The organism is Paenibacillus sp. J2L1-98, assembly GCF_056269405.1.
In genome coordinates this window covers 46106-65668 of sequence record NZ_JBWDNW010000012.1, presented here as the reverse complement: position 1 = coordinate 65668, position 19563 = coordinate 46106, and the positions used below count along the sequence as shown (strand labels likewise).

Below are 19563 nucleotides of genomic sequence, written 5' to 3'. Positions count from 1 at the left end.
AAATTGTCCTTGTCCAATCAGTCTTTAATCTTGCTGAAGATTTCTAAATTTAACAAATGGAGATTTTCCATCATATCCTCATCTGTTTCTTGTTCGTCGCCTATTTCGACTGTACGTCCGGTAAACAATACGTTTCCATTCGCAAGATCAAGCACAGCGGCTCCAGGAACTCCTGCTTGATTGAAGAGAACGTACACCCGGTCTGAACCAATCTGTACGGATTTAATTTCGTCCACACCCAGCTGCTTGGCGGATACCGATACATAAGCGCGCTCCTGCTCATTAGTCATTACGTTATACCGCGATAAGATGATGTGGTCAGGGCCGTATTCCGTAAAATAGAAATAATCGTTTTGCAGGCTTATCGTCTTGCTTGTGTCAGAAGCCGATTGCCAGAAGGTATCAGGCAATTCGGTTAACAACCCTGTACGATAGGAATAGGAATAATATTTCTCGCTGAGCTTATCGGAATTGTTGATGTTCACTTCGCTTACGTTAAAAAGGATATTTTCGCTTGGAGCACTAGGTCTATCTGTTAATATGATGCCGGCTTGCATTTGCATGTCTTCTGTGTGGCTGCTCCAATTCTCGAGCTTCTCGTTCCGCAGCAGCATCCCGCTGGCGAAGTCCATTACAACGATTTCATATTCTACCGGATTCGGAATAAAGTAGTTATTAAATTTTTTGACAAGTATAAAAATCTCATCGTCTATACGCTGGACATCTTCAACATAGATGTCGCTGGGCTCTTTAGGCAGCTCGTAGGTTTGTTCAATTGTAGATACTTTGTCTGTTGCTTCATGAAGAAGAGTGAGCTTCAATGCGGCTAATGGCGTTTCTGAACCCTTATTTTTTATAGATGCATCGGAATAGATGACCCACTCCTCATCACGGTAAAAGCCGTTCATATTCCCTTTTCCACGCATAAAGGTCTTATGATCCATTAGCAGCTGCTGGATGTCAGGCTGTCTGTAGAACCATGGGGATCCAGTCAATTTTATGCGCAAGTTCGTATTCAAGCCGCCATATTCACTTCCATCAATATTTACCTTTAAGGGCTCTGAGCGCATGTCTCCGTAATAATCGCCTGAAAGCGTGACAGCTGAGCCTTCCTTAGGATCTCCCTGCATGATTTCAAGTTTGTAATCAGGCAAATAGTTTTGTCTGGCGAACGCGTAATAGGACCCTATTCCGCTCACAGCGAGCACAGCTATAATAATGGATAACCAATAACGCCTCATAAACATTCTCCTTATACCGTAATCTTTTTGGCAAGCAGCCTTATGCCAAGCCACACCGATATGCAAAGCACGAGAATGAACATGATCAGCACTTGGGCATAAATTTCATTTGGATATAAATACGGGTGCCGTGAATCAAAAAGTAAGGCAGGGGACATAACGGCCAACACGCAGCCGGACAAATAGAGCACGCCATATAAAATCCCCAAACGGCGATAGCTTCTTTCCAGCAATATAGCGGCAAAAATGGCGACTACCGCAATCGTGCCGATTCCGTAATAGTACAGAAACTGTTCAAGCTGCCGCGGGATAAGCTCCACTAGCGCCTGATTGCGGCTTATAGCGTCCACGATATGGGAGCCTGCCCGTTGATCAGCAGGAACAATGAGCTTAAAGATGACATTATGTATCGGCAGCAGGATCAATTGAAACGAAATAAATCCGAAGACGAACAGGAGAAACGCAGATATTTTGGCCAAATAAATGTTGTGTCTTGCGGTTGGCAGCACGAGCAAGCGATAAATAAAGGTATGGCGTCCCATCCAATCGCGGTACCAGATGAAAAAGACATATAAAGCAAGCACGCTTATACACATGAGGATGGGCAAAATAAACCACAGCTGCGTATTAAACATCGCCCACTCGAAAGTAAGCTGTTCCTGAGCGGGAGCTTGAAAGCTGTTTCCTATTTCTAGCGGCAGCTGCTCTCTCCGGCGGGATAATTCTTGCGTAACCGTCCAGATTAGAGCGCTAATCTGGCATACCGCTGTGATTCCCATTAATATGGCGATCACCCATCGAAAACGATGAACCTCCATATGGACGAGCTTTAAATAACGGTTCATGCCCGGTACACCTCTCTCATAATATCAATGACAGATTTTCCTTCCTCGTAACGCATTTCTTCGCAGTTGAACGCCCGGCTTACTTTGCCGTCCTGCAACAAAACGGCTTTATCGATGAGATGCTCCATCTCTCCGATTTCATGCGTCGTGAGCAGCACGCCCCGGCCCTCAATTAAATCGCTCGTAAACACATTCGTAATCGCTTCCCGGCTGAACAAGTCGATGCCGGAAAACGGCTCGTCCATTAATAAATAATCCGAATCTTGGCCAAGACCGAGCAAGAGGTTAAATTTGGCGGCGGTTCCTTTCGATAAGCTCCCGATTTTATCGGAAGGCTCGAGCCGGAAAAACTGCATGAGCTCGCTCGCGCGCTCATTGTTCCAGCTTTCATAGAAGTCTGCCATAAACCTCATTGCTTCTGACAGCTTCATAACGGCAGGCATCGTCAAATGATCAGGGACGAAGGCGATCTTTTCATAGAGGCTAGGTTTTAAAGCTTGTTCGTCAATAAGGATTGAGCCTCCCGATATAGGGGTCAGACCCATGATCGCCTTCAGGATCGTCGACTTACCGGCGCCATTTACACCGATGAGACAAGTGATTTCTCCTTTAACCGCAGTGAAGGATACGCCGTTCAGCACGTCGCGGCGGCGGTAACGCTTGCGGATATCTTTTACCTCAATCATGCTCCGGGCCTCCTTCCTCGTATTTGCTTCTGACCAGCTGCAGCAGCTCATCGACCGGAACATCGATTTTTCGTACGGACGCCACAAAGGCGCTGACCGCTTCGCCAAGCAGCTCCGACCTTATTTGATTAAGCAGCTTTGTGTCATTCGTGATTCTGCTGGGTGAGTTACCTTCCGTAATAATCAATTGCTGCTCCTCCATTTCCTTATATGCTTTCTGTACCGTGTTCGGATTAATCTTCATTAGAGCGCCCAGTTCCCGCCGGGAGGGAATAACCTGACCGGCAGCGAGCCGGCCCGTTGCAATCTGTTCTTTAAAATGCCGGACTACCTGCAGGTAGACGGGATCTCTATTATTGAACGCAACTTCCGCCCACCCTTCGCTTGTGTTCATCGCGATACCTCACATTCATAGCAAGTGTGTGTACTACGTGGTTCATACACTTTGTAGGTGTATTATGCATGTAATACAGGTAGAAGTCAATAGTTTCCAAAATTATGAGAAGGCAGGATGGTGGAATAACTCTACAAATGAAATTGCACTCGAAATGATGGGAAAATATGCGCAATCAATTGGTAAATTCCATGCGGCTTAACTGGAATGAAATTCAAATCTCAAAATATGCCAGTTTTAGAATTTGTGATAAAATGGAAGTATCCTGCAGCGGCGGCATCGGGCTGATGAAGTTAGGGGGTTGTTCGTGGGCTTATTGTATATTCTCATGTTCCTCTCGCTTTGGACCATGGGTATCGTCTTTCTGGTTTACAGCTATAAGAGCAACTTCTGGATCGGCATGACGCTGATCATTGGAGGGATGTCGAGCTTTGCCTTCTCTGTCCATCTGGTCATCATTCCCTTCCTCCAGCCTTACGGATGGCTGTCGCCTTTCATGAGCACCGCGATCTTCCGGCTCAGCGCAGCGGCCATGAACGTTTACTTTTACTTTTTTCCATTTGCGGCATGCATGGGCGGGCTGTGGATCGGGGCTGTCCCATCGGACAAAAAACGGCTTCTGCTAACGCTTCTGCTTGCGATTCCCGCGTCAACGCTGTTTACGGTTCATCTTCTACGCGAGCCGTGGAGCACCTTCGATGTCAGCACCTTCCGCTGGTGGAGCGGCTTCTATTTCCTGTCGGGATACGCCTTCTACCATATCGCTTTCGCGCGCGAGAAGGAATATTACGAGAGAAGGAACAAGAAACGGGCGGCCATTCTGTTCTCCTTCGGCACGCTGTGGGCATTCGTGTCCGATTATCTTGGCTTTGTCTCGCTGACGATGGAGGAGTGGAAGTTCGATCTGGTGAGCAACGGGACGTGGAAGCTTAACGCGGTTATTATTTTGGGCCTCGTTGCGGTCATTATCTTTTACACGGTCAAGTACGGCTTCCTGGGCATTAAGCTCAGAATCGAGCGCGAGCGGCTGGATTATTCGATGCGGGCGTTGACGATGGGCGTATCCATTTTGAACCATTCCATCAAGAACGAAATCCAGAAAATCAATTATTTGACGGAGAAGACGCAGGGCTTCATTCATTCCGGTCAGTCCGAAAAGTCGCTCCAGTCGATCGATCAGATTCATTCGGTGACGGCGCATCTGCTCGATATGGTGGGGAGAATCAAGGAGAAAGCGGACGATATCGTGATTAGCGAAGGATGCATCCGCGTGAAGGAGCTGTTCGACGCCGTCCTGCTTCCGATGCAGCCGCTGCTGGATAGACGCTCGGTCGAGGTCGTGCAGATCGAGGATGAAGGCGGCGAGTTGACCTGCGATTTGCTGCATCTGAAGGAGACGCTGTCCAATCTGGTCCATAATGCGGTAGACGCCATGGAAGAGACGGGCGGCACGATTACGCTCCGGGCGATGAGGTCCAAGCGGCATTTCATCGTAGAGGTAAAAGACAGCGGCTGCGGCATTCCGAAGGAGCAGCTGGGCAAAATTTTCGAACCGTTCTATACGACCAAGAAAAACTCGAGCAATCACGGCCTCGGCTTGCCTTATTGCGTATTGGTCATGAGAAAGCACGGAGGCAGCCTGGTCATCGCGGATACCGAGACGGGGAAAGGGACGTCAATCTTGCTTCACTTCCCGATTTGGCGCTACATACAGACAGGCAGCGCCGCTTCTGTCATGGCTTCGCCGGCAGCCGCCGTCCAAGAACAGCCGACTTAATCGCCCTTGAAATGCATCAGCTTGTTTTTTATGCTTTTCAGCTGCGATTTGATCGTATTCGTAGACTTATGCAGCTTTTCAGAAATTTGCTGCTTGCTCAGCCCCTCCTTGCGCAGCTCGAATACTTCCCGTTCCATGGGTGAAAGTTCCATGAGCTGTATTTCGCTGCGCATGATGCGGGCCGCGTCCGCGTGAATCGTCGAGCGGTCTTCGTAAGCCTCCCTGATCGCGCGGACGATGTCTTTGTAGCTTTGCTTCGTAATGTAATTGAGCGCGCCCAGCCTGAACGACTTCATAATAACCTCCCTTTCGGTGAGGGAAGTAAGCATAATGATTTTAATACCGTCCCCGTCAAGCTCCGACAAAATTTCCTTCATCGCTTCCAGCCCGTCGAGGTTGTTGCCGGTCAGATTAATGTCCATCAGGATAATGTCTATCGGATGGCGCGAAGCCGCAAGTAATGCTTCCTCCTTCGTGCCGGCTACGGCAACAACTTCAATATCCGGTTCTTCCGCCAAATCCGCGCTTAAGTTCTGCTGCCAGAACGGATCGTCCTCCACCAGCATGACGCGTATGCTGCCCATCTGTCTTCCCCCCATCCGCATATACCGGTAAGTCAGTATTCTTATTAGTTAAAGATAGTATAGCAAGCACGCATCCTGTCCGGTAGGGTGAAATTTTATCACCCGGCCTAACGGCAGGGGTGAAAAAAATTCATCCTCCTCAGCCAAGCCGGCGCCAATGTATACTCCGAATTGTGAACGGCGGGCCGGATAGCGGAATGCTGAAGGCGCCGTCAACGAATCGAGTTGAAACCAAAGGAGACGGTGAACATGGTTCAGAAAAAAACGAACGATTCAGCGGTAAAAATGGCATCGGAGCATACGGCGCCCGTACTTAATTATAATGTGCCGGAGCCGACAACCTACAGCGGCCGTACGTATATCGAGCTCGACATTGCGGATAACTGCTTCCTGCCGCCGCAAGCGGGCATTCAGGCGAAGGCCGCTTTCGGGGCGGCGTCGCTGAGCTTCGGGGCGGCAAGTTCCCCGCAGCTGCCGGTAGAGGAACTGCGTAAGGTGAAGCGCTCCGGCGACCGGATGACGGCGCGCCTCTCCGAGCTGACGGAGGAGGAGGTGGAGCTTCAGGCGAGGGAAGGGAAGAAGCTCAGCCTGTTCCGTACGATGACGGGAGCATGGTCGCACCGGTTCGTCGCCGACAAGGCGCTTGCCGCGCCTGAGTTTTCCGAGCCGCAAGCGCTTAGGGCAGCTCTCGCCCCGCTGCCGACGACGGACGGCGGAGATCCGTACCAAACGCCTCCTATTGACGGCCAGATGCGTGACGATGACGATAACTGGCCGCCGGAGGAGGATCCGGTCGAAGAATCCGTGTCGGCTTCCTTCACCGCTCCTGCAGCAGGCACGAATATCACGGGTCCGTATACAGGCGCAGCGATCGATATTAAAGGAACGGCAACGGCCGTGCTTGGGACGGTTTCAAAAGTAATGGTCAAGGCAGGCTCGGGCGCATGGAAGCAAGCCCAGCTTTCCGGAGATAATTGGGTGCTTTCGGGCGTCGTGATAACGGATCAGGGCCAGGTTACTTTACAGGCGGACGCGTACCACTCGAACGGGCTGCTCTCTTACATCACCACGAGAAAAATCAACGTGACGCTGGCGCAGGCGCCGGACGTGACGCCGCCGACGATTGCGATCACTTCGCCTGCAGCCGGCGCGGTTCTTTCGACCAACAACGGCCCGGCCGCGAATATTACCGTTCAAGGAACGGCGGGGGATAACCGGGGAGTTACAAAGGTCGAGCTGCTTCTTGACGGGCAGAATCCGATTGCGGTCGATACCCCGAACAACTATGCCACTTGGAGCAAAGGGCTGTCGATTCCGGCAGGCAACCATGCGATTATTGCGCGCTGCTACGATGCGGCAGGCTTGAAAGGAGAAACGAGCCTGAACGTGAGCGTGGATACGACCGCGCCTACGATCAGCATTACGTCACCGGCGCTGAACGCGGCGATCGCCGGCACCTATACGAAAGGCGCCGTCATTGAAGTGTTCGGCACCGCGGCCGACAGCGGCGGCGTGAAGGTCGTGGAGATTTCGATCAACAACAGTCCGGTTTATGTGCGTGCGGTCGAGAAGGCACCGGGCAACTGGTCGCAGTGGAAGGCGACGGTGAAGGTTGACCTGCCGGGGCTGTGCGTCATCAAAGCCCGCGCTACCGATTTGTCAGGGAATACGATGGAAGCGGCCACTCAGGTGAACGTGACGATTTTGCCGGAAGTCAGCTCGCGGAAAAACCGCATCATTCTGATCGAGTCGTACCGCTTATCTTCCTTTCTGGCCAATTACGGAGCGGGGCGCACGCTGAAAACTTTCTCCCTGCTGCCAGGTGAGAAAAGCAAGATCAGCATTCGCACCTATGCCCAGAAGGAAGAGACAATGAAGAGCACATCGACTATCCTCGATTCCGTGACCGATGATATCGCAAGCGAATTCGAGCTGTCGATCGGAGATGAGACCTCGAACAAAACCGGGTATGAATCCAGCAACGATTACAAGCTGGAAGCAAGCGTCGGAGTAAGCTGGGGCGGCTGGCTGAACGCGTCGGCGAGCGCTTCGACGAGCGGCGCGACGAATGCGGCGAGGGAGCAGCTGACGAAGAACATCGTCAATTCGACGCAGAAGCATGTGTCCAAGGCGTCCGCCCGCCGCGACATGCAGATCGATACGACCTACGAGGTGAAGACGACGACGACCGACGAGACTTCGATCGTCCGCGAGATCGAGAATATCAATATGAGCAGAACGCTGAATTTTGTTTTCCGCCAAATGAACCAGGAATTTATTACGCTGCTCCATCTGGTCGACGTGAGGATCGGCTTCTACCGCGACGAGAAAATTGAAGGGGCAGGCAACAGCTATTACCAAGAGGTTACGCTGCCTGAGCTGGGTAAGCTGCTTGCGGAAATTATCGTGCCGGAGAAACGAGATGAAATACGAAATACGATTATGTACCAGCTCATGAACATTTTCGATTATCAGGATATTCACCACTCCTTCGTTGAAGAAGCGGTGCTGAAGGATGCGAATGGAAATGTCATTCCGGCGTCAAATTACTTGCGCGTCAAGAAGGACTACTATTCCGAATACGCCGATGAAGCAACCGGATCGACGATCAAGGTTCCAGGCATCATTATGGCCGCGAACAACCACGTCCTGCGGACGGACGGCATCGTCGTCGATGCGGTGCTCGGCCAGGGCGAGGCGCTTGACGAATACTCGAGCAACCTGCAATTGCAATCGGTCAGGGAGAAGGAGCTGAAAAACGACCTGCTGCAGACGGAGGTCCGGATGAGGGAACTGGCGCTGCAAATTCTCGAATCGAAGGATCAGGCGGCAGCCCAGCTGTATGCTTTGCTTAATCCTCAACCGGTTGCGGACGAAGAGGAAGAACCAGCGGCTGTTACCGTATAGGAGGAGGCAGAGAGATGGATTTCACTTTCACGCTCAGCGACCGGAACAAGGATCGGCTCGAGCATGACAAGGCGCTTGCCAACAAGGATAAGGCGGCTGTCGTCAATCAGAAGACGGTCGTCAGTGCTTACAAATTCATTTATAAAAAAATCGTGAAGCTGATCGATCTGCCGATTGCCGCCTATGCATTGAACTTTCATAAGGTGCATTTCGAATATTTGACCATCGTGCTCGTCGCCGTAAAAAATACGAGCCAGGCGACGGAAGCGATCGCCGGCATGAAGATGAATCTGGACAGCTACGTGTCGATGACAGAGCAGGTGCTGCGCAAGATCGAAGAGCTGCCGGAGGATCCGCTGCCGGGACTCAATCCGCTCGACCATCTGTATCTGTCGCGCGATCCGGAATTCGTGGAGGCCCATGACCGGATTATCGAGGATTACCGGACGGTTGCCCGCGAGAATTTGACCAATATTACGCATTGCGCGAAGCAGGGGCGGGACATTTACACAAGCACGAATACGGAAGCGAAGAAGATGCTGGACGATTTGATGAAGGTGCAGCCGCAGTCCGATATGGAGAAGCTCATCATCGAAGCGAACAAACGGGATTTGAAGTGGCTCATTTTGTCGCTCGACAAGATTAGGACGGTTTACCAGAAAGCTGATGCCGCCGTGCCGAAGGCGCAGAGCATGGCGGATTTCGCGGATCAGTTCGTGAAAATAGCCGGATAAAAACAAAAAAGGCAGTCCCTTCGCCAATGTGCGAATGCGGCTGCCTTTTTCAGCTATTTGACATGAGCGGTTCCCATGGAGGAAGTTTTCGGTTGTGAGTCGGTATTAAATAGTCGCCGGCTTCAATAATGCCGATCTGCTTGTCGTAAGAAGGAATCGGACAAATTACAATAATTTATCGATTTCAGCCGCCGCACGGTTTAACCCGTCTTTAACCGATATTTCACCCCGAAATATTTTTTCTAAATAATGGGTATACACTTCGTCGATCTTACTCCAATTTTTGACCGGTGGACGAACAAAAGAAGAATCCAGCGCTTCTACATAAGGGTATATGAAGGAATCTTCACTGACCTTCAAAGTTTTGGCTGCATCCAAATTTGTTGGAATCAGTCCGGTGCGCGACATGATAAGCTGAGCTTCCTTACCCGACATCCATTTCATAAACGCCCAAGCTTCATTCGGATGCTTGCTCCCCTTCGGAATAACCAAATCTTCTCCGCCTATAATTGAAGCAGGGCCGTTTCCATGGGGGAAAGGAATGGGGATGGTCAGTTTCAAAGCCCGGTTTAACTCCTGTTCGTTTAAAATGCTATAGAACCAAGGACCTTCATCCATCATCAGAATATCGCCATTCTGTACGTTGTCCCAATTGTCACCGCCGCCGGTAACCACCGAAAAGTCAATGATCTTCTCCTTGTAAAGGACAAGCAGTCGTTCCATAGCACGAATTGTCTCTTCTCCATTTAAATAGCCGGCAGCCTTTGTAAAATCTCCATTCGTTAAGGTTCCTCCAAGACTATAAATATAAGGAAGTGTACCCCACGAGTTAAATCCCCCGAGACCTATGATAAATCGATGCTCGCGTGCAATTTCCAACACTTCTTCCATTGTATGCGGCGGTACGGATAGGCCCGCGCGTTTAAGGAGTCCGCGGTTAAATATGGCCGCTTTCGTGTAAATATTGAGTGGCAGAGAATAATAATTATTTCTGTACAAGCTTGTATCCATTGCCTCGGGACTAAACCTGCCTCGGATCTCTTCGAAATCCGGCATCCCGTTTAACGGCCGGAGAAGTCCGTTTTGTAAAAACTCGGGGACCCACATTTTATCCAAACGGACCACGTCCGGACCGCGTCCGGAGGGAGCATGTGCAATCAGTGCGTGTTTAAATTCGTTATTACTGGCCAGGTGCAAGGGCTTTACCCGGATGTTCGGGTAATTCTTCTCGAAGGCAGGGATCACCTCTTCCTCGAGCAGCCGGGTTTCCTCGTCGTTGTAAGAGTTCCAAAAAACAATCTCAACTTTGAGATTCCCGTGAATCTTCTGAACAGCATTCGGGTCGGAAATGACCGATTGCCTTCCACAGCCAGCAATCAATAGAATAAACAGTACCATTAACCATCGTGTCGGCATCCAGACAACCACCCTTTACTAGACGATCTGCGAACCTGTCCCTTGGTGTTTTCCCCTGTACTCCATCGGCGTTATACCGACGACTTTTTTAAATATTCTGCTGAAATATTTAACGTCGTTAAAGCCCGCCGCCTTCGCGACATCACCAATACGAGCATCATTTTGCACCAGCAGCCGCTTAGCTTCCCTAATCCGCAGCTCAATCAGGTAATCAATGAAGTTCAGACCCGTTTGTTTTTTGAAGAGAAGACTAAAATAATTTTTGCTTAGATGAACGTAATCCGCTGCGCTTTGAAGCGTCAGATTCTCGGTATAATTGGCGGCTATATATTCGAGCGCCTTCTCTATAATCTCCCTGCCGGAGATTCTTTCGGTCATATTCGGAATAAAAGGCTTTCTGATTTCTAGCAGTTGGACGGTCAAATGAGATGCCAGTTGTTCCAAAGTTTCCGCCCCACGCAGGATATCAAGCTGATCGGGCTGTAATAATAGCGATTCCTCTTGAAGGTGAAGACTGCAAGCCTCCTGCTTCACTTGCTCTGGATTAAGGACGCCGCTCTTCCATCGTTCAAGCGCAATATCAACAGCTGATGATACCGGATCGCCGTTTCGGAGGATGTTGAAGTATGGCGTCCAGTCATAATCCGCTTTCTTATCAGCAATGGTTTTCCCTTCAGGATCCTTCTTTTCTTCTAACTTATGCAGGCCGCCCAAACCATCAAAAAATCGTCTTTGACATGCCAAGCGGCTTCCTGAAAATCCTTTGGTGATACTGCCTGTTCCTAACTCTCTTACGAAGCCAGCCGATATGGATATTCCCCATTTCGATTGCGCCGACAATTTCCAATTGCGGAGTCTATACTTCGCCTCACCGTCTTGATCCGGAAGCAGAAGAAATAGGCTGTTTTCGTCTGCTAACATAGCGGTTCCTTCCTCCATTTTTGCATAAAACAGCTCCTGCAATTCCTCCATCATAAAATGGACATAGGGATAGCCGTGATTTTCTTGCCATTCCTTCGCTCCGTCCAACATCACATAAGCACAGAGATAGAATGATTTTAACCATGTTGTGTCCGAAACGGCTGTCGATGCAGATAATTGCTCCTGCACGATCAATCTTTTGATTTCCTGTTCGAGCATCTTTCGTTTCTGATACATGATCGTGCGCAGATTGCTGCGTTCTTCCTGTAGGATCGAAATACACCGGCGAATGACCGCAAGAATATCTTCCGGTTCCAAGGCTGATTTAAGCAAATAATCAACGGCACCGAGCTTCAGCCCTTCTCTGACGTATTCAAAATCACTGTAGCTGCTGACCAGGACCACTTTCAGTGACGGATGAAGCTCCAATGCCTGCCTCATGAGTTCAATGCCGTCCATTACCGGCATCTTGATATCCGTGATCAGAATATCGAATGAACCGTTTTCCAAAGCATTCAGCGCTTCCTCTCCGTTCTCGCAATCGTAATCTACAGACATTTGTTCCTTCTCCCAGTCGATATAGGCGCTGATTCCATGACGTATAACCGGCTCATCGTCAACGATAAGGACTCGATACATTCTATTTCCTCCGATCCGCACTCATTTTTCAAAGGGTTTAAAGATGAATGTTTTTCAATAAAATACGAACGGTTGTACCTTGATTAGGTCTGCTTGTAACGGACCATTCCGAACGGCCGGCATAATGAAGTCGAAGCGTATCGTAGATGTGCCGCAGCCCGATACCCATTTCTCCCTTGGCGATTGCTTTCTCCGGGTCATTCAGTGTGTTCAATTTATCGCTGGACATTCCCCGGCCGTCATCCTCTACAACAAATTCAAGATCACCGTCATGAAAAAGAATCCGTATCCGGATACAACCACCTGTTTTTTTCGGTACAATACCATGGAAAACAGCATTTTCAACTAAAGGTTGGAGCAGCATGCGAGGAATCATTACTTTCTCCGCACCCGGCTTCACGTCCAGCTCAAGCTTGAAATCTTTTTCATAGCGCAGTTCAAGGATGGTCAAATATTTCCGGATGATATTCAGTTCCTCTTCCACTGTTATGATATTTCCGCTTTTAGCCATGTTGGCCTCAAGCAAACGGGTCAGTGCCGTCAAACCTTTATAAGCGTGGTCGTACCGCTTCGATTTGATCAGCCAACGAAAGGTGCCAAGCGTGTTATAGAGAAAATGGGGATGAACCCGATGAATGACCGCCCGCAGCTCCGCAAGATGCTTTTGGCTTTGTTCATTTTCAATCTGCTTCATTAAATGCTCGATTTCGTTAAGCATATTATTGAATTGCTTGCTCAAAAAACCAATTTCATCAGAGGATTGAACGCTGGTTCTTACTTTCAGATTTCCTTCTTGAACATGCCGCATATTAAGGGTGAGTTGTTTGACAGGGTTGATCACCGATCTGGAGATAAGCAGCCCAAGTACTACCGCCAGCAGTCCAAATATTCCGGAAGAAAATAATATTCGGGACCGGAGCCAGTCCAATTGACCCGTGATTTCATGAATCGGAACCGTACCAACAATCATCCAGCCATTGCTGAGCGGCTGTTTGACACCATAGTAGGGGACCCCATTCAAATCGAACTCGAACTCGGATGCATCATCCCTCACAATATAATCATACAATTGGGGGTTTTCCACTTTCTTCCCGATCAAGCCAAGGTCAGAATCGATCGTTCGTTTTCCTTCGGCATCTACAACGAAAAACGTTCCCGTCTTCCCGAGTTTCAATTGCTCAATGGTGCCGAGAATCGCGCGGCCATTCAAGTTCACCTGTACGAATCCAATATTGCTCATCGTACTAAAGTTCTTCATCACCCTGTCTATAGGTAAAACCAAATCCGTATTTTTACTGCCTCCGCTGAAACGATCATATTGGATGCCCCGCCAAACCATTTCCCCATCCGCACGTTTGGCTTCCTTCACCCAATTCAGGTCGGACAGCCTTGTCCTCTTTAGCTTATAATCGGAAAAATCTCCGCTGCCCCAGCCTTTTCCCTCTTCTTTTAAGACATAAACGTTTTTGACATGGGAATTGGAATAGACGAGATTGTTCAGACTGGTTTTCACATCCTGATACAACCTGCTCTTTTCTTCAGTCGAAGTATTGTCCAAATGCATAACGGTTTGCTGGATGCTCTTATCGCTGTAAATCAAATTGGAAATGTCATTACCTACATCAAATATCGATGAGAGCGAATCTGCCGTCTGTTTGGCGATTTGAACGGTTGAAGCCCGCACGTTCTGCTTTAGTATGGTGTTCGACGCCATATAAAAAGAGACACTTGTCAGGAGGGTCGGAATTAAAATGACAAGCAGGAGAATCAGAATGATTTTTGCGGAGAAACGGTTGAGCAACAGGAATTTTCGAACCATGGCATCCCCACCTTAGTTACAAACTTAGTACACTTAATGTACATGAAAAAGGCACCATAGCACTAATGAAGGAACTGGAAGAGATGGTATTTGTTATAGCTTACATCGGTACAGGTGATTTATTATCCGGAAAGTCCTTATTATAATCCGCACCCTTGCTGCTCGGAAATTGTCGGATTTATTTTCCCCATTGATCAGACCGTTTCAATTTATTGTAAAAAATAGATGATGGATTCTCTTATGTTACGTAAAAGAAGTGAAAAAATGAATCACAGTAAACGGGAACATAAATTTAATAATCGGTCCTTTAGTTTTTTTGAACTATATCATCCCCCGATAATAAAGGTCATGTAAAAGCTTAAAACACAGTAAACAAGCCTGTTTTGAATTTTTTATCGGAGTATTTGTTATCTTGCGACACTTCATGATCGTTAATGCCTATTGTTCCCCGTCATTTTACCTGTTAATTTTTTAGTGACCTCCCGAAAGGGGCCCATTTCGGAAAGGCCATTTTGATTTACATGAGTGATATTATCGTCTTCCCCAAAAGCAGCTGTTTGCTAGCTGATCTCATTATTTGAATAGGAGTGAAACCATGGATTTAAAAAGACAAGGAACTAAAATGCTCCTCACGTTATCTGTCGTTCTTTCGGCAGTCACTTCGCCGCTCTATCTGGCCACACCGGTATTCGCAGATATGCAGCCGCACGCTGAAAGGCCTCTTGTAAAAAGCAATCTGCAGAAACCGATGACGGTGCAAGGTGTCGAGAAATTGGAAAATGGCGTAAAGCTTAACTTAGGTGAGCAGGAAGCTTACATTCGGATGCTCACATCCGATACTTCCAAGGTGTCGCTCGTAAAGAAAGGTGAGGAAGAATTCACCTCCGTGGGGATCGCCAAAACGGATTGGCCTACCCCGGACAAATTCAAAGTAAAAGAAACGGATAAGAAAATTACCATTACCACGGACAGCTTGACAGTAGACATCAAGAAAAGCCCATTCGGGATTAAATATTTGGACAAAGACGGGAGTGTAATCAACGAGGACGCTGAACAAGGCGTAGGATACGAAAACGGGAAGCCGTACGTATTCAAGAAAACCGACAGTAACGAGAACTTTTATGGTTTCGGCGAGAAAGCCTCCGGCTTGAATCACCGCGGTGACGAAATCGGCGTATGGCATCAGGATCCATTCCCATATGAGTCGAAATACGGTTACTCCTCCATTCCGTTCTTTATTGGGTTGAAAGACAACAAGGCGTACGGTATTTTATTCGATAATACATGGCGCTCTTATTACAACCTGGCGAAAGAAAGCGACGATTATTATTACTTCTACGCCGATGGCGGGAAACTGACCTATTATTTCTTCAATGGGCCGCAGATCAAAGACGTCGTTGACCGTTATACCGATTTGACAGGCAAAATGGAAATGCCTCCGGAATGGGCGCTTGGCTTCCACCAGGCAAGTTGGGGTTACCATCAGAAGGACGTTGAGGAAGTAGCTCAAACGTACCGGGATAAGAAAATTCCGGCAGATACGATGTACGCAGACATCGAATGGATGAACGACTATAAAAACTTCGAATGGGGAGAGAGATTCCCAGATCCCAAAGGTTTGAATAAAAAGATGGACGAGCTGCATTTCCATCAAGTTAATATCATCGATCCGGCTATCAGAGTACCTGATCCGGGCCAACCGGAATACGCTCCTTACACAGAGGGGACTGAGAAAGATCTTTGGGTTAAAAATCCCGATGGCACTAACTTTTTGGGTAAAGTCTGGCCATGGGGTGTCCCTTCCAAATCCGTTTTCCCGAACTTCATGAAACAAGAAACCCGCGACTGGTGGGCGGATAAGCAAAATTCCATGTTTGAAACGGGCGTAGACGGCGTTTGGAACGACATGAACGAACCGGTTAATTTCAGTGAAGCTGACCACTGGACCCTACCGCTTGATAAAATTTTTGAAACGGACAATGGCGGCAAATTGACGCACGAAGAGGTTCATAATATTTATGGTCACTTGGAAGCCGAAGCGACGCACGAAGCTTGGGACAAATATAAACCGAACGTCCGCCCGTTTGTATTGACGCGCGCTTTGTTTACGGGAACCCAGCGTTACGCCGCAACTTGGACAGGCGATAACCACAGCACTTGGGCACATCTCAAAATGTCGATGTCGCAGAACGCGAACAGTGGCTTGGCAGGTATGCCGTTTATAGGTAACGACATCGGCGGCTTTTCGAAAAATAAGGATTTGGGTGAAAAAGCTACGCCGGAATTGTTTGCACGCTGGGTTGAGCTCGGTGCCTTCAATCCGTTCTCCCGTGATCATTACAATAACGATGGCAAAAGTCCATCGAGCACGCAATCTTATATGCAACGACAAGAACCATGGCAGTTTGGTAAAGAGGTAGAGGATATCAGCCGCAAATATATATCTTTGCGCTATGAACTGCTGCCATACCTGTACAACGCGTTCCAACGTGCGCATGAAACAGGAAATCTCGTTCAACAGCCGCTCGTATTCCAGTTCCAGGACGATCCGAACACCTATAACATCGAAGACCAAGTGATGTTTGGCGATTCGATTATGATTGCACCGGTAGTGACTGAGGGAGCAACGTCCCGCAGCTTGTATCTGCCGGCCGGCGCGAAATGGGTGGACTACTGGACAGGCGAAAAGCATGAAGGCGGCCAAACGATCACGAAACAAGCCGATCTCGGAACGCTTCCGATCTACGTAAAACAGGATTCAATCATTCCCCGCCGCGAAGTTCAACAGTACACCGGCGAGAAGAAACTTACGAATCTGATTCTGGATACTTATCTGAACGATGAAGTTTCATACAGCTTCTATGAGGACGATGCCAATACAGAGGATTACACAAGAGGCGAATTCAATGTGACCGATTTTAAAGTGGAGAAAAAGGGAAGCATTACCTCTTTCACACAAGACAAGCAAACAAGCAACTTCGCCTCCGACATTCAATCCTACACGCTGAAGCTGCATGATACTGAAGAGCCTAATAAAGTTCAGGCAGCTGATAACAAATATAAAAAAACCTACAGTATTGATGAACTTAATAAACAAGAAAGCGGCTATTTCTACGACGGGACAGAGAAAGTTCTGTATGTTAAAATCCCTGTGAACGAAAAGCATAAAGTTAAAATTCATAACTAACGGTTGGGTGCTTACGTAACAGCAAAAATAGGTTCAAAGGAATCGACAAAACAGACGGGTTGGAGTCATGAGCTCCAACCCGTTTATTTTTTTGGATCAGTAAAGGATGGCCCCTTTTTACCGAAATGGTAGACATAAACATGGATAATTATAGGCCAGATCCGAAGGACAAACAATCGGGTAGCAGATGAAATGGCAGCTTCGCCTATCGATTTGTTCATCCAGGCAGCTCTGACTCTGCTGCGAGTCCTGATTTATGCGGTGCGCATTTAACCCGGTTAAGCATCGTCAATCGATGTTTTTCCGGGTTTTTCTTGTGAAAGCTCCATGATGCGCTTTTTGATCAAATGGCGAAGGAGGCGTATAGTGGGGGATAACTACGGCTACGGAAAGGCGGATTTTTCGAAAATGTCCCAAAAGCTCCTTCTCCCGCATCTCGGTTTCTTGGTTGTATACTTGTTATGGGGCATCAATATCAGCTCGATGAAAATTGGCGGCCACGAATGGGATCCCGTCATGTTCAACGGGCTTCGCTATGCTCTAATAGCCCCGCTGCTTTGGCTTGTGACCTATTTCCATTTCCGCCAAAAGGGCATCAGCCTCCGCATGGAAAGCCGTGATCTGGGCCGCATTTTGTTCCTCGGCATCCTGTCCGCGATCGGGATGGAGGTGCTGCTGTCCTACGCGCTGCAGTATTCGAACGCGGCCAACGGTTCCGTATTGGGCCGCGGCTTCATGCCCGTGCTGACTGTCATCATCTCGCTCGCTCTCAAGGAGATCCGGTTGTCGTACCGGATTCTGATCGGCCTTCCCTTTGCTTTCGTAAGCGTTATCGTGATTGTGGCGGGTGGCGAGCAGGGCTTGCATTTCGGGCTGGATACGCTTCGCGGGGACGGCCTGCTGCTGCTGCGAAGCCTCTTTGGCGCCTTCTATCTCATACTGATGAGCAGATTGACGTCGCGCTATCCGCTTATGCTGCTCATTTCCTGGGAGATGACGGCCGGCGCCGTTTCGCTGCTCCCGTATGTGCTGTGGAAGGCGGACGCCGCCTATTTCGCCGGCATTTCGTCTCACGGCTGGATCAGCCTCGCGTATACGGCCATTCTGGCTACCATGGTCGGCTTTACGCTGCACAATTGGAGCCTAGCCCGTCTGGGCCCGTTTAAAGCGTCTGTTTACGGGTACACGCTTCCGATTACGGCGGCCGCCTCGGGGTATTTCTTGCTGCATGAAACGTTGACGGTGTATCAGGTGCTAGGAGGAATCGGCGTCCTATTCGCCATGTATTTGTTGCAGAGTGACAGGCAGAGGCTCGGAAAACCGAAGGCAGCCGAGGCGCAGGCGACATGATGCTTCCTTTTTAGGTTGTGCTTACTCATACTTACTAGTAGTGCATAACTTTAGTTTAATAAAGACATACGAGGCAGCTGGTCGGAGACCGGCTGCTTTTCCCCGTTAACGGGCAGTATACTTGAAAATAGTCGAACAGCGGCGAAGAATGAACTAGAGGAATTTGTTTGCAAACCAAGAATTAGTTAACTGTGCCATTACAGGAGGAGAGAAATTAAAATTGAAGGAAGATCATAAAAGATTGTCATTGATCAGAAGATAACTTAATAACAAGGAGATACCTCAAATGGAAATTAAAGATTTTTGGAAACTCATTGAACAATCCAAGGAGCTTGAGGACGAGATCGACCAGGCGGAATGGATAAAGGATCAATTGGCAAAAAAAACGATAGAAGAAATTTCTCAGTATGTAATCATATTCACTCATTTTATGAACCAATCCTACACCTCCGCATTGTGGGGAGCGGCATATGTGACTATGGGAGGATGCTCCGATGACTGCTTTGACTATTTCAGAGGCTGGCTCATTGCTCAAGGCGAAGATGCATACAACAAGACTTTAGCGAACCCGGAATATCTTGCGGCGTATATTCCTCCAGACTACGCGGAAGAGGATCTGGCGCCGCAGCTGGAAGAGATGCTGTCGGTTGCCGCAGATGCGTATACTTACCGGAGGACAGGAACGTTTGAATATAACGAAGATATCTATGATGAGTTTTTTAATTTGATCGAAGCAAAAGGATCTGTTATTCAAAACATCGAAATTGAATTTGATTGGGAAGAAGAAGATCTGGAGGAGCGATATCCTGCTCTATGGGCAAGATTTGGCGAAGAACCGTTGTTGTAGGAAGCGCTTCAGCAGCTTAGACAATGAGACAGGTCTTTTTTTATAGCTGACGTAACGGACAGATTCGATGTAGCACATAAAAATCCATATATGATAAGATAAAAAAGAAATTAAATTCGAGGTGATTGAGATGTTCAATCGGGCGGTCTTCTTCTATTAGTTGTGTCGGTACTCATGGCAAATAAGGCCATAATCTAACCCGGCACAACGGGGATG

At 48.4% G+C, this 19563-nt stretch carries 14 protein-coding genes; 6 read left to right on the top strand and 8 right to left on the bottom strand.

All coding sequences use genetic code 11. The features are described 5' to 3' along the window. Window positions 1–17: 17 nt before the first annotated feature. The 4 genes from AC0YNZ_RS20255 to AC0YNZ_RS20240 are packed head-to-tail and all read right to left on the bottom strand — an operon-like array spanning window position 18 to window position 3166. Complete coding sequence (locus AC0YNZ_RS20255; RefSeq protein ID WP_475828316.1) at window positions 18–1241, bottom strand: hypothetical protein; 1224 nt, start codon at window positions 1239–1241, stop codon at window positions 18–20. An 11-nt stretch (window positions 1242–1252) separates the two neighbouring features. Continuing rightward, window positions 1253–2086: a hypothetical protein gene (locus AC0YNZ_RS20250; protein WP_475828315.1), complete on the bottom strand. Its 834-nt coding sequence runs from the start codon at window positions 2084–2086 to the stop codon at window positions 1253–1255. Beyond that, complete coding sequence (locus AC0YNZ_RS20245) at window positions 2083–2772, bottom strand: ATP-binding cassette domain-containing protein (RefSeq protein WP_475828314.1); 690 nt, start codon at window positions 2770–2772, stop codon at window positions 2083–2085. The genes AC0YNZ_RS20250 and AC0YNZ_RS20245 overlap by 4 nt, the downstream gene beginning before the upstream one ends. Next, the gene (locus AC0YNZ_RS20240; RefSeq protein ID WP_475828313.1) at window positions 2765–3166 is read right to left on the bottom strand and encodes a GntR family transcriptional regulator; all 402 of its coding nucleotides are present in this window, start codon (window positions 3164–3166) and stop codon (window positions 2765–2767) included. The genes AC0YNZ_RS20245 and AC0YNZ_RS20240 overlap by 8 nt, the downstream gene beginning before the upstream one ends. Before the next feature lie 307 nt (window positions 3167–3473). On the opposite strand from AC0YNZ_RS20240, the gene AC0YNZ_RS20235 reads away from it, so the two are divergent. Beyond that, window positions 3474–4943 (top strand): sensor histidine kinase, encoded by a 1470-nt coding sequence (locus tag AC0YNZ_RS20235; protein ID WP_475828312.1) that lies wholly within the window; start codon window positions 3474–3476, stop codon window positions 4941–4943. On the opposite strand, the gene AC0YNZ_RS20230 is transcribed toward AC0YNZ_RS20235, so the two are convergent. Next, a complete protein-coding gene (locus AC0YNZ_RS20230) occupies window positions 4940–5527 on the bottom strand; it encodes a response regulator transcription factor (protein WP_475828311.1) in 588 nt (195 codons plus the stop codon). The genes AC0YNZ_RS20235 and AC0YNZ_RS20230 overlap by 4 nt on opposite strands. A 249-nt stretch (window positions 5528–5776) precedes the next feature. Between AC0YNZ_RS20230 and AC0YNZ_RS20225 the strand changes: the two genes are divergently transcribed. Then, entirely contained in the window at window positions 5777–8434 is a 2658-nt protein-coding gene (locus AC0YNZ_RS20225) for an Ig-like domain-containing protein (protein ID WP_475828310.1), read from the top strand. A gap of 14 nt (window positions 8435–8448) precedes the next feature. After that, window positions 8449–9168, top strand: coding sequence for a hypothetical protein (locus AC0YNZ_RS20220; RefSeq protein WP_475828309.1), 720 nt, complete (start codon window positions 8449–8451; stop codon window positions 9166–9168). Between the two features lie 165 nt (window positions 9169–9333). On the opposite strand, the gene AC0YNZ_RS20215 is transcribed toward AC0YNZ_RS20220, so the two are convergent. From AC0YNZ_RS20215 to AC0YNZ_RS20205, 3 genes are read right to left on the bottom strand one after another with little or no spacing between them, the layout of a single operon-like run. Beyond that, window positions 9334–10584 (bottom strand): extracellular solute-binding protein, encoded by a 1251-nt coding sequence (locus AC0YNZ_RS20215; RefSeq protein ID WP_475828308.1) that lies wholly within the window; start codon window positions 10582–10584, stop codon window positions 9334–9336. A gap of 18 nt (window positions 10585–10602) precedes the next feature. After that, window positions 10603–12144 (bottom strand): response regulator transcription factor, encoded by a 1542-nt coding sequence (locus AC0YNZ_RS20210; protein ID WP_475828307.1) that lies wholly within the window; start codon window positions 12142–12144, stop codon window positions 10603–10605. A gap of 37 nt (window positions 12145–12181) precedes the next feature. Next, entirely contained in the window at window positions 12182–13963 is a 1782-nt protein-coding gene (locus AC0YNZ_RS20205) for a sensor histidine kinase (RefSeq protein ID WP_475828306.1), read from the bottom strand. 595 nt (window positions 13964–14558) lie between these two features. Here AC0YNZ_RS20205 and AC0YNZ_RS20200 point away from each other — a divergent pair. The 3 genes from AC0YNZ_RS20200 (at window position 14559) to AC0YNZ_RS20190 (ending at window position 19347) form a co-directional block, all read left to right on the top strand. Further along, entirely contained in the window at window positions 14559–17150 is a 2592-nt protein-coding gene (locus AC0YNZ_RS20200; RefSeq protein ID WP_475828305.1) for a glycoside hydrolase family 31 protein, read from the top strand. Window positions 17151–17516: 366 nt separating this feature from the next. After that, entirely contained in the window at window positions 17517–18500 is a 984-nt protein-coding gene (locus tag AC0YNZ_RS20195; RefSeq protein ID WP_475828304.1) for a DMT family transporter, read from the top strand. A 286-nt stretch (window positions 18501–18786) separates the two neighbouring features. Then, complete coding sequence (locus tag AC0YNZ_RS20190) at window positions 18787–19347, top strand: DUF4240 domain-containing protein (RefSeq protein ID WP_475828303.1); 561 nt, start codon at window positions 18787–18789, stop codon at window positions 19345–19347. The last annotated feature ends 216 nt before the right edge of the window (window positions 19348–19563 follow it).